General features: G+C 65.5%; 9 protein-coding genes. 1 reads left to right on the top strand and 8 read right to left on the bottom strand.

From position 1 onward, the window contains the following. Window position 1: 1 nt before the first annotated feature. The 8 genes from dxs to Q8O96_RS26470 form a co-directional block, all read right to left on the bottom strand. Window positions 2–1,900: a 1-deoxy-D-xylulose-5-phosphate synthase gene (dxs, locus tag Q8O96_RS26505; protein WP_207815990.1), complete on the bottom strand. Its 1,899-nt coding sequence runs from the start codon at window positions 1,898–1,900 to the stop codon at window positions 2–4. 112 nt (window positions 1,901–2,012) lie between these two features. Beyond that, the gene (locus tag Q8O96_RS26500; protein WP_102882371.1) at window positions 2,013–2,900 is read right to left on the bottom strand and encodes a polyprenyl synthetase family protein; all 888 of its coding nucleotides are present in this window, start codon (window positions 2,898–2,900) and stop codon (window positions 2,013–2,015) included. After that, entirely contained in the window at window positions 2,897–3,139 is a 243-nt protein-coding gene (locus tag Q8O96_RS26495; RefSeq protein WP_011063724.1) for an exodeoxyribonuclease VII small subunit, read from the bottom strand. The genes Q8O96_RS26500 and Q8O96_RS26495 overlap by 4 nt, the downstream gene beginning before the upstream one ends. A gap of 308 nt (window positions 3,140–3,447) precedes the next feature. Continuing rightward, entirely contained in the window at window positions 3,448–4,761 is a 1,314-nt protein-coding gene (locus Q8O96_RS26490; protein ID WP_207815992.1) for an MFS transporter, read from the bottom strand. Between the two features lie 20 nt (window positions 4,762–4,781). Further along, window positions 4,782–5,720, bottom strand: a complete 939-nt coding sequence (locus Q8O96_RS26485; protein WP_250330475.1) for a LysR substrate-binding domain-containing protein — start codon at window positions 5,718–5,720, stop codon at window positions 4,782–4,784. A gap of 77 nt (window positions 5,721–5,797) precedes the next feature. Then, on the bottom strand, window positions 5,798–7,804 hold the full coding sequence (locus Q8O96_RS26480; RefSeq protein ID WP_305949730.1) for a CocE/NonD family hydrolase: 2,007 nt from the start codon (window positions 7,802–7,804) through the stop codon (window positions 5,798–5,800). Window positions 7,805–7,853: 49 nt separating this feature from the next. Then, window positions 7,854–9,155, bottom strand: coding sequence for an OprD family outer membrane porin (locus tag Q8O96_RS26475; protein ID WP_305949729.1), 1,302 nt, complete (start codon window positions 9,153–9,155; stop codon window positions 7,854–7,856). Continuing rightward, window positions 9,152–10,723, bottom strand: coding sequence for a BCCT family transporter (locus Q8O96_RS26470; protein WP_305949728.1), 1,572 nt, complete (start codon window positions 10,721–10,723; stop codon window positions 9,152–9,154). The genes Q8O96_RS26475 and Q8O96_RS26470 overlap by 4 nt, the downstream gene beginning before the upstream one ends. A 594-nt stretch (window positions 10,724–11,317) precedes the next feature. Between Q8O96_RS26470 and Q8O96_RS26465 the strand changes: the two genes are divergently transcribed. Then, entirely contained in the window at window positions 11,318–12,109 is a 792-nt protein-coding gene (locus tag Q8O96_RS26465) for a YfaP family protein (protein ID WP_305949727.1), read from the top strand. Window positions 12,110–12,141: the final 32 nt, after the last annotated feature.

Below are 12,141 nucleotides of genomic sequence, written 5' to 3'. Positions count from 1 at the left end.
GTTACAGGCCCAGCAGTTCCAGGCGCTGGCGCACCGAAGCTTCGATGCCGGCTTCGTCGAGGCCGCATTCGGCAAGCATCTGCGCCGGTTTGGCGTGCTCGACGTAGGCGTCGGGCAAGCCCAGGTGCAGGATCGGCTTGAGGATGCTTTCGCGGGCCAAAAACTCGCTGACCGCGCCACCGGCGCCGCCCATGATGGCGTTTTCCTCGATGGTCACCAGCAGTTCGTGGCTACCGGCGATCTCGCGGACCAGGGCCTCATCCAGGGGTTTGACGAAGCGCATGTCGACCACGGTGGCGTCGAGCTTTTCGGCCACTTGCAGGGCTTCCGCCAGTTGCACGCCGAATACCAGCAGGGCCACTTGCTTGCCTTGACGGCGGATCACGCCCTTGCCGATCTCGATCGGTTCCAGGTCCTTGTCGATCGGCGCGTTGGGGCCGGTGCCGCGCGGGTAGCGCACGGCGGCGGGGCCGTTGTACAGGTGCCCGGTGCTGAGCATCTTGCGCAACTCGTTCTCGTCGCTCGGGGTCATCACCAGCATGCCGGGGATGCAACGCAGGTAGGACAGGTCGAAGCTGCCGGCGTGGGTCGGGCCGTCTTCGCCCACCAGGCCGGCGCGGTCGATGGCGAACAGCACATCGAGGTTCTGTACCGCCACGTCGTGGATCAGTTGGTCATAGCCGCGCTGCAGGAAGGTGGAGTAGATCGCCACCACCGGTTTGGCACCTTCGCAGGCCATGCCGGCTGCCAGGGTCACTGCGTGTTGCTCGGCAATTGCCACGTCGAAATAGCGCAGCGGGAAACGCTCGCTGAAGGCCACCAGGTCCGAGCCTTCCTTCATCGCCGGGGTGATGCCCACCAGGCGCGGATCGGCGGCGGCCATGTCGCACAGCCACTCGCCGAAGACGCCGGAATACTTCGGACCGCCAGCCTTTTTCGGTGCGGCCGCCGGAGCATCCAGGGGTTCCAGCTTGGTGATGGCGTGGTAGCCGATCGGGTCGACTTCCGCCGGGGCGAAGCCCTTGCCCTTCTTGGTCACCACATGCAGGAACTGCGGGCCCTTGAGGTCACGCATGTTGCGCAGGGTGGCGATCAGGGTCGGCAGGTCGTGGCCGTCGATGGGGCCGATGTAGTTCCAGCCCAGTTCTTCGAACAGGGTGCCGGGGACCAGCATGCCCTTGGCGTATTCTTCGGTGCGGCGAGCGATTTCCCAGGCACCGGGCAGGCGCGACAGCACTTTCTTGCTGCCTTCGCGCATGCTGGCGTAGGTGCGGCTGGAGAGGATCTTGGCCAGGTAGTTGGACAGCCCGCCGACATTGCGCGAGATCGACATGTCGTTGTCGTTGAGGATCACCAGCATGTTGGCGTCCACTTCCGGCGCGTGGTTCAGCGCCTCGAAGGCCATGCCCGCGGTCAGGGCGCCGTCGCCGATCACCGCGATGGCCTTGCGCTCGCTGTGCTGCAGGCGGGCGGCGATGGCCATGCCCAGGGCGGCGCTGATGGAGGTGCTGGAGTGGCCGACGCCAAAGGTGTCGTACTCGCTCTCGGAGCGCCGCGGGAAGGCCGCCAGGCCGTCTTTCTGGCGCAGGCTGGCCATCTGTTCGCGACGACCGGTGAGGATCTTGTGCGGATACGCCTGGTGACCCACGTCCCACACCAGCCGGTCGTCCGGGGTGTCGAACACGTAATGCAACGCAATGGTCAGCTCGATGACCCCGAGGCCGGCACCGAAATGCCCGCCGGTCTGGCCGACCGTGTAGAGCAATTCCAGGCGCAACTCATCGGCCAGGGTTTCCAGCTCGGCTTCACCTAACCGACGCAGGCCGTCCGGCGTCTGGGCACGGTCGAGCAGCGGCGTGGTAGGGCGTTTGCGGGGAATCTCATGAAACGTCGTGGGCATCAGGCGAATCGTTATAGGTATAGAAAGAGGCGGCAGTTTACCTTATGCATCGCAAGCTGCCCACGCGGAGCGCCGAACTTGGCCGATATGCGGTCCGGCTATCGGGAGTCGATCAGCTGCGGCGCTCGACGATATACCGCGCCAGCTCGCGCAAGGGCTCGGCCGCTGCGTCAAACGGACGCAGCGCATGCAGCGCCTGGTCCCGCAATTCCAGGGCGTATTCCTTGGCTGCGGCCAGGCCCAGCAGCGCCGGGTAGGTCGGTTTGTCCCGAGCGATGTCGGCACCCTGGCGCTTGCCCAGGGTGGCGGTATCGCTTTCGACGTCGAGGATGTCGTCCTGCACCTGGAATGCCAGGCCGACTGCCTGAGCGTAGGTCTGCAGGGCCTTGAGTTCGTCTTTCTCGGCCCGGCCGCTGGCCAGGGCCCCGAGAATCACGCTGGCTTCAATCAGCGCGCCGGTCTTGTGCCGGTGCATGTACTCCAGGGCTTTCTGATCGAGCTTGAGCCCCACCGAACCCAGGTCGATGGCCTGGCCGCCCACCATGCCCGCCGGGCCTGCGGCCTGGGCCAGGGTGGTGACCATGCGCAGGCGGATCTCCGCGCTGGCGTCGCTCAGGCCCGGGTCCAGCAGGGCGCTGAAGGCCAGGCTCTGCAGGCCGTCGCCGGCGAGGATCGCGCAGGCTTCGTCGAACGCCTTGTGGGTGGTGGGCTGGCCGCGACGCAAGTCGTCATCGTCCATGGCCGGCAGGTCGTCGTGGACCAGGGAGTAAGCATGAATCAGTTCTACCGCGCAGGCCGCGCCGTTGGCTTGCTCGGGCCGGCCGCCCAGGGCCTCGCAGGCGGCGTAGGCCAGCAGCGGGCGTACACGCTTGCCGCCATTCATCACGCTGTAGCGCATGGCTTCATAAAGACGGGCAAGTTCGGGGCTTGGCGCGGTGAACAGGGTGTGCATTGCAGCGTCGACGCGGGCCTGGCTGGTGGCCTGATAAGCGGCAATCATTCTGGCTGTTCCGCGTCGAAAGGTTGTTCGGCCAGTTCGCCGTCGCGCTCCAGCAGGATCTGCACCTTCTGCTCGGCCTGGGCCAGTGCGGCCTGGCAATCACGGGTCAGGCCGATGCCTTGTTCAAAGGCGGTCAACGAGTCTTCCAGCGACAGCTCGCCGTTCTCCAGACGCTCGACCAGGGTTTGCAGGTCGGCGAGGGATTGTTCGAAATCTAAGGCAGCTTTTTTGCGGGCCATGGCGGCTATCCCGGTTGACGTTAAACCGGCGCGACACTAGCAGACACCGGGGTTTCGGGCAAATGAGAAGCGCTCGCTGGCACGCGTTTCACTGGCCCTGGCTTGAGCGTTTCACGGGGTTTTTCCAGGGTGCCGAGACGCTCCGGCAGGTCTTCGCTGCGTGGACTGGTGCGGCTTTCCAGAGAGAGTTCCAGGCCAGGCGCCGTGCTGTTGCCAGATCCAGCGTGGGTGGTCCATGGGCGGGCTCTTCGGGGATGAGCCGAATAAATGCGCTATTCGGCTCAGCGTCCAGTTGCACCCTGCCTGAATCAGGCGGATGCAGCGTCGGTCTTGAGCGTGCTGCGCCCTGGTTCACCGGGCGGTGGTGCCTGGATCAGCCACTCCCCGGGCACAGCCTCGATGCGTGGATCAAGGGTCGAGGCCTGCACGCTTGGCGGATGCTCGGGCATGGCCACGTGCTGCAACGGCGCGTCGTCGACCCGGAACTCCCCGCTGACCTTGCTCGGTTGTACCCGCCAGGCCAGCAGCAGGGCGAACAGCGAAAACACCATGTATAAGGCGTTGTGGCCATAGAGGTTCATCAGTGCGCCGCTGAGCAGCGGCCCCAGGCAGGCGCCGACGCCGTGGGTGGCCAGGAGCATGGCGCTCAGGGCCACGCGTTGGGGTTGCTCAATGTGGTCGTTGGCCAGGGCGACCGCCAGCGGGTAGAGGCTGAACAACAGCAGGCCGCTGAGGCAGGCGAACAGCAGCAAGAAGGTAAACGACAGGCCGAACAGCCCCCACAAAGGCACAGTCACCAGGCACAGGAGCAGCGCGCAGGCGCGGATCAGTCGCGCGCGGTCGAGGCGATCCGAAAGCCAGCCGAGCGGCCACTGGGCGCACAGCCCGGCCAGGATCGCCACGGCGACGAAAGTGCCGGCCTGGGCCGTGTCCAGGCCGCTCAAGGTGATGAACACCGGTGCCAGGGCATAGAACGAACCGACCAGCAGTCCGGTGATGAACACCGTGCTCAGGGCTTGCGGCACCCGGCGCCAGAAAAAGCCGATCTGCAGGGGTGCTGTCACTAGCTTGGCCGGGTGCAGGCGTCGGGTCAGGGCGACGGGTATCAGGCACGCGGCGAAACACAGGGCGACGATCAGCAGAGGCTTGAAGTCCAGCTCGGGACGCCAGATCAGCACGCTCTGACCCAGCATCAAGCCCAGGGAGACCGCCACCATGTAGCCGGCGAACACCGCGCCGCGCTGCTGGTTGCCCGCCTGCTCGTTGAGCCAGCTTTCGATCACCATGTACTGGTTCATCATCACCAGGCCGGTGATGAAGCGCAGCACCAGCCACAACCACAGATCTTCGAACAGCAGGTGCAGGAGCACGATCATGGTCGCGGCACCCGCGCAGGCGACGTAAGAGCGGATATGGCCCACGGCGGCAATCATCCGATGGCCGAACTTGGCGCCGCAGACCATGCCGGCGTAATAGGCGGCGGTCAGGCCACCGATCCACAGTTCGCCGACCCCGTCGCTGGTCAGGCGCAGGCCGATAAAGCTGAAGAACAGCCCGTTGCCGGCAAGCATCAGGAGGGTGGCGCAGTAGAGCGCGGGGAATGTCAGCAGGTTCAGGTTCATGAGTCGTCAGGTCGGGGCGGTCAAGGGCCGGTGTCGTGGGCAAGGTGGGTGTGTTCCAGCAGCCATTGGCGAAAGCGGCGTACGGCGGATGGCGGATTGCGGTGGTGCGGTTGCATCAGGTTCAGGCGCCCGCGGCTGGGCATGCGCTGCGGCAGTGCGCGTTGCAGGCGTCCGGCGGCGAGTTCGTCCTGCAGCAGGCTTTCCCAGCCCAGGGCCACGCCCTGGCCCATCACCGCCGACTGCATCAGCAACTGGTAGCTGTTGGTGCGCAGGGCATGTTGCGGGGAGTGATAGGTCGCGCCCACGGCGCTGAACCAGTCGGACCAGGTCAGCCAGTCGTGATAGTGGTCTTCGACGATCAGCAGCCGGTGTTCCTGCAGCAGGTGTTGCGCATCGCGAATCGGCCCCTTGCGGCTCAGGTAGTCCGGGCTGCAGACGCAGATCACCTGCTCCCCGGCAAAGACCGGGGTCAGCTCCAGGCCCAGGGGCGCCGGCAACTCGTCCAGGTGATAGAACAGTCCCAGGTCGTACTCGCTGACATCCAGGTGCTGGGGGCTTTCACTGCAGAGGATGCGGATGTCCAGCTCCGGATACAGGCTCTGGAACGCTGGCAGCAGGCGCGCCAGCCAGATCGAGCTGATGGTCGGGGTGCTGGCCAGGGTCAGTTGGCGCTCGGCGCCGCGCCGGCGCAGTTCCGCCGACTCGCGGTCCAGCTCGCGCAGCAGGCGCTGGATGGTGCGAAAGTAACGCTCGCCCGCCGGGGTCAGGCTGATGCCCAGGTTGTGGCGGTGGAACAGCGGCCGGGCGAGGTTTTCCTCCAGCCGCTTGATCTGGCGGCTGACCGCGCTCTGGGTCAGGTTCAGTTCCTGGGCGGCCCGGGTAAAGCTCAAATGACGGGCCACGGCCTCGAAAGGCTGCAGGCAGTTGAGAGGGGGCAGATCGACGTTTCGATGCGACATGCGGGTACCAGTCTACAGGGGCGGGCGCTGTGTCCTGCGTCCCGCCGAGTCTCGGAGATTGGGCATCCTGCCACGCTTTACAGCGTGGATCGGGCGATCCGTTTGTGCCACTGGCGTTGATGAATCTGCCGGCCATCGAGTCGCGCAACCTGGGTGGCGCGCAGGTAGAACCATTGCGCGTCGGCGTGCAGGCCCAGGGTGCTGTCCACTTCCACCGACCAGGTGCCGCGGCCGGCCCGGTAGTGCCATTGGATGTCGGCCCGGGTCGACAGCGGGTCCCAGGGCAGGGTGCGGTACTGCTCGGTGCAGCGCTGGTCGACCCACAGGCCGTGATCGAGCAAGCGCATGGCGCCCAGGTCGTCGTCGATACGCACGCAGACTTCGCCGCTGGCCACGTCTTCGCTGAGGGTGCGCTTGGGGGCGGCGGCGCGGATGATTTCCAGGTTGGCCGGCGGGGCGCTTTGCGGGGCTTCGAACGGACACGCCACGGCTTCGCCGATGAACACCGGCAACTGCACGCTCTGCACCTCGGGCAGCAGGGTCAGGGTGGTCAGCTCCCGGGCCGGCCACAGCAACGGGAAGCTGGCGGTGCTCAACGCCAGGCGCAGGCGATAACCGGCCGGCAGGCGATAACCGACATGGTCGAGGTTGAAGCGCACCTGCAGGGGCGCGCCGGGCTCGGGTGGGCTGGCCACGGCGAAGTCGTCGCGCAGCGACAGGTTCAGGGTGCCGTAGGTGATCTGCGCCACCTGACCGTCCGGGGCCACGGCATTGAGCCGGGCGACGATCTGCCCGCAAGGCTGGTCCGAGGTCAGGCGCAGGTCCAGGCGCACATCGCCCAGCAAGGCCAGGGGCTCGCTCAAGGGCTGGCTGTCGAAGCACAGCGAGTGGGCGTCGTCCCGGCGCTGGTCGGTGGGGCCGTCCGGGCCGAACCAGATGGCGCAGTACTCGCCCTGATGCAGGCCGGTGGTCAGGGGCGAGCAAATGCTGCGACTTGCGCTCAGCGCTTGCGCTCCCGCGCTGAGCCCGTTGTCGCTGAGGCTGAAGGTCTGCCACTGGATCTGTGGATCGGGCCAGCCGGCGGTCTGCACCCATACACCCGGGCGTTCGGCGTAGCTGGCCCTGGGCGGCACGGCGTCCTGCAGGTAGAAGGTGCAGGCGGGCTCGTCCATCACCCCGTTGTCGGTGCCCTTGAGCCAGTGGTCCCACCAGCGCTTGGCCTCCTGGAGAAAACCAATGGCCGGGTTGGGCACGGCAAAGTGCGGGTACTTGTGAATCCAGGGGCCGAGCAGGGCTTTCTTCGGGCCATTCAGGTGCTGCATCAGGCGCGGCACGCTGTTCTTGTAGGCATCGCCCCAGCCGCCGATGCAGTACACCGCGGCCTTGATCGCCGCGTAGTCCTCGCACACCGAGCCCTGGCGCCAGTAGTCGTCACGGGTCTGATGCTGCAGCCAGGTTTCGGCCAGCATCGGCATGGCGTCCAGGCGTTGCTGCCATTGCGCCTGCCAGTCCGGTACCAGCAGCGGGTCCGGTACTGCGGCGCTGAAGTTGAGCATGGTGGCGGCCCAGCCCTGGTTTTCCATCAACAGGTTGCCGCCCTTGTAATGAATGTCGTCGGCATAGCGGTCGTCGGTGGAACACAGGGTAATGATGGCTTTCAACGCTGCGGGTTGATGGGCTGCCACTTGCAGGCCGTTGAAGCCGCCCCAGGAGATGCCCATCATCCCCAGGTTGCCGTCGCACCAGGGTTGGGCGCAGAGCCAGTCGAGCACCTCCAGGGCGTCCTGTTGTTCCTGCGGCAGGTACTCGTCGGCCATCAAGCCCTGGGATTCGCCGTTACCGCGCATGTCCACGCGCACGCAGGCGTAACCCTGGCCCGCCATCCAGGGGTGGGTCAGGGCATCGCGCACGGCGGTGCCGTCGCGCTTGCGATAGGGCAGGTATTCGAGAATTGCCGGGTAACGCCGGGTGCCGGCATCGGCCGGCAGCCAGATACGCGCGGCCAGTTGGGTGCCGTCACGCAGAGGGATCAGGCAGTGCTCGATCTCGCGGATCGGATGGGGAAAGTCGCGGATGACGTCCATGGGCTACTCCAGTCGAAAAAGGGGCCGGCACCGGGCCGAGCGCGGTGGATCACAGCAGGCTGAAGGGGTATTCGGTGACCAGGCGGATGTGGTCGATATCGCCGTTCGAGGTTCCGTGGATGCGGTAGGTGCCCTGGCGCAGGCTCAGGGACAGGTCCTTGGCGACGCCGCTCTGCACCCGGTAGCTCAGGTCGATGTCCCGCTCCCATTGGCGCTCCTTGTCGGCGTAGTAGCGGTAGGGGCTGTCCTGGGGGATCCGCCGGCCGTCGACATGGCTGCCACGGATGTAGCGGGTGCCGAAGGTCAGGCCGGGCAGGCCCAGGTGTTCCAGGTCGAGTCGGTAGCCCAGGCTCCAGGAACGCTCGCCGGGGCCGTTGAAATCGGCGATCAGCGAGGCGTTGGCCAGGTAGATCGAGCCGTGGAAGCCGCCGCCGCTCAGGGCCAGGTAGTCGAAGGGCTGCTGGCCATGGATGCGTTGGTGGGCCAGGGTCACGGTGTGCGGGCCCTGGTTCAGGGCCAGCGCCGCCGACCAGGCCGTTACCGCGATATCCCCGGCCAGGGCCTTGCCGTCGTCCAGGGAGCGGTAGAGTCGCAGGTCCAGGTTCAGGCTGCGCCGCTCCTCGGCGTCCAGGGGCTGGTCGAGGTTGAGGTTGAGGTAATGCTGGCGCCACAGGTCCTGGTAGCGCGAGCTGTAGAGCCCCAGTTCGACCTGCGGATGCAACTGGTAGGTGCCGCCCAGATAGCTGGCGTCGCCGCCCTCGACCCTGGCGTAACCGGCGTGGAAGCCGCCCCGATGGCCGGTCTGGTTGAAGTCCCGGGAGGCGGTGAAGTGCCCGCCCTCCAGCAACAGGCCTTCCACCTCGCGGCTGCTGAAGGCCAGGCCGGTGGCGGTCGCCGGCATCAGCCGGTTGTCGGCCAGGGCCAGCACCGGGGTCTGTGGCCGCAGGTCGCCGTACTTGAGCTCGGTATTGGACAGGCGCATTTTCAGCGCGGCCCCGGCGGTAGCCGATTCCCGGCGGCTGCTGCCGTCGCTGTCGCTGACCAGCATCATGGTGCGCGCCCGGCCACCACCGCTGTCGAGTCGGGTGGCGAAATAGGCATGGGCATCCAGGCCCCAGCCCAGGGTGCCCTGGGTGTAGCCGGAGGCGTAGTCCAGCTGCAGGCCCTGGCCCCACTCGCGGGCATCCAGGTCCAACTGACGATGGTCGTTGTTGCGGTAGTTGTTGCGCACCAGGCCGTTGATTCGGCTGTCTTCGACAAAGCCCCGGGATTGCGCCTGACTGGCGTGGGCCAGCGCGGGGCAGAGCAGCGTCAGGCCCAGGCCGCCCAGGATCAGGAGACGGACGTTCATGGGATAGGCCCTCGTGGCGAGTGGCTTTCCCCGGGCTCTTGCGCTGGCCGCGGCGGCGTCAGCAAGGATGGGTTTTTCATCCAGATGATCAGTGCGCTGCTGGAGAGCAGGACAATCAGCATGCCCGGCAGCCCACCCAGGTTGGAGAGCATCTTGACCCCGTCGATGCCGACGTAGGCCACCATCACCCAGGACACGCAGCCGATGATCGCGCCCCAGATCACCTTGAGCAGCGGGCTGCCGTCCAGATCGGAGTCGGCAGTGACCCCGCGACTGCACAGATTGCCGATGACGTCGGTGCTGGAGTCGGCAGCGGTGACGAAGGAAATGAAGGCAATGAACAGCAGGAAGGCAATGATCAGGCCGCTCGCCGGCAGCTGCTGGAACACCTGGTACAGCACATGCTCCACCCCTTGCTCGCTGAGCACGCGGTTGAGCACCCCATCACCCTGGGCGTCGAAGTACAGGCTGCTGCCGGAGAAGATGCAGATCCACAGGGCGGTGAACAGCGCCGGGTAGAGCATGGAGATGTGGATGAACTCGCGCACGGTATAGCCACGGCCGATCTTGCCCAGGAACATCGCACTCACCGGGGCCCAGGCGAACCACACCGACCAGTAGAACACCGTCCAGCTCTGGGGCCAGTTATCGCCACTGGCCGCGCCGGTGAACAGGCTGCGGCCGAAGAAGGTCTGCAGGTAGGTGCCGAAGGACTCGATGCCGAGGCTGAAGATGTACAGGGTCGGCCCGCAGACCAGAACGAAAAGCCCCAGCGCCAGCATGATCCAGGTGTTGAAGGTGGAGAACTTGACGATGCCCTTCTGCAAGCCGCTGGCGGCGGAGAACACGAAGGTGGCGACGATCACCGCGATGATCAGTCCCAGGCGCAGCGGTGTGGTTTCTCCGCCGATGTACTGGCTCAGGCCGCCGGACAGGGTCAGGGCGCCGGTGCCCAGGGAAGAGGCCATGCCCGCCACCAGGGCGAACATCGCCAGGGTGTCGATCAGTCCGGCATGGCGCTTGACCCATGCCTGGCCGAGCAGGGGTTGCAGCATGGCGCCGATGGAGAAGTGGCCGCGCAGGTTGTAGAACACCAGGGCGAACACCAGTGAGGGCACCAGATAGATGGCGTAGGGCGTCAGGGTCCAGTGCAGGAACATGCTGGACATGGCGAAGTGCTTGGCCTCGCTGCTGCCGGCTTCGATGTTCAGGCTCGTGGGCGGGCCATACAGGTGATAGAGCGGCTCGGCGGTGGTCCAGAACAGCACGCCGACCGCCAGGGTGGTGCACAGGGCCACCATGAACCAGCGCGGCTTGCTCAGCAGGGGCTTGGCGTCTTCGCCACCGATGCGCACCCGCCCCAGGGGCGAAAAGTAGACGATGGCGGTCAGTACCAGGAGGAAGAAGCTGCCGGCACTGAACAGCCAGGAAAAGTTGTCGAGGATGATCCGGTTGAGCTGCCTGCTCACCGCCAGGAAACCCTGCAGATCAAGGTAGCTGGCGATCACGGCTGCCAGCAGAATCAGAAAGGTGGGCCAGAAGACCCAGGCTCTTAACGGATACTTCATCAGTGAGGCACTCCCGTTGCTTATCTTTTTTATGGCCAGGCGAGGCCGCAATCACAGGGCGCCGCGGTGCAACGCTGCGGCGTTCTTAGATAAGCGTTGAGTGGTGCGCTGTAGCAATCGACTAATGGGTATGGGGTCATTCCCTGAGGGAATGCGCGATGGCCCCTGGCTGCCATGGGCGATGGCCGGGCCGATTGGTGTAGCAGGCATTGCAGAGCGCTTGCCGCAGGGTCGATCGGCAGCCGTCGGTGGTTGGCGGCCGGACGCTTGCGAGTGCTTGGGAGAGGGGGCCTCTGGGGCAGATTCGTACTTGAACTAAGGGTTTTTCTTGTCGGCTGATGAGGTGTGCAATTAATGGCGTATGGCCACCTTTTTCGGCGCGGATAATGTCGCCGTAGTGGCACCTGCGGGCCGGACTTCAGCAGGGTGTCGATTGCCTTGCAAAATCCCTTTTCGCCAATTGTGCAACAGGCGCCAAGTCGCTAATCTGCGGCCTTTCCAGCGCCCTTTGTCGCCGGGCACTCTTTCTGAATATTCGCAGCCGCGCCGAGGATCTGGCGCCAGGGTTTTCCCATGCATGGCAGGACGCATTACATGCGCGTTTTATCCTCCCTCCTGCTGACCTTGCTGGTGGCCGGGGCGGCGTTCGCCGAACCTTCCGCCGAACTTCAGGAACCCCTGGCCGGCTGGCGCTATTCCGGACTGCTGGACCGTACCGAGCAGGACCGGGTGGCCTATCCGACGCCACCCATCGACCGTGGCATTCAGCGCAACCGCACTCTGATCGAGGGCCAGCTCAAGGCGATCGGTCACATGCGCCAGCCCCATAGCCTGTCGGTCAACGGCAATCCGCTGAACCTCTACACCGACGAACAGGGCCGCTTCGCTCGCCCTTATGCATTTGGCGCCGGCTCCAACAGCGTCGAAGTGCGCAGCTCCGAGGGCAAGTCCCTCAAACGCGTGCAATTCTACGAAGCCAATCAGAACAAGACGCCCCCACGCATTCGCGTGGTGCTGGGCTGGGATGATCCCAAGGCCGAGCTGGACATGCACATCATCACCCCCGACGGTCAGCACGCGTTCTTCGGTCACCCCGGTTTGACCAACGGTGGCGGCCTGGACCCGGACGGCGTCGACGGGCCGGGCCCGGAAATGTTCACCATGACCGCGCCGCTGCGGGGCACCTATCTGATCTACGTCAACTACTGGGGCAACTTCGGCGGTGGCGGGTACAACTTCGACGAAGGCAGCAATCAGAACGAGGTGATCACCTCGCAGATCAACCTGATCCTTAACGAAAACACCGTCGATGAGAAACGCGAGACCTTTATCGTGCCCATGCGGGCCATCGGCGACCTGTTGCTGGTCAAGTCTTTCAACTACTGAACATCCCGCACCACGGATGAATTGGGCTTTGT

The organism is Pseudomonas sp. LPH60, assembly GCF_030718165.1.
In the GTDB taxonomy this organism is placed as follows: Bacteria; Pseudomonadota; Gammaproteobacteria; order Pseudomonadales; family Pseudomonadaceae; genus Aquipseudomonas; species Aquipseudomonas danubii.
Note: the sequence above shows the minus strand (reverse complement) of the source record. Positions and strands in the feature narration are given on the sequence as shown.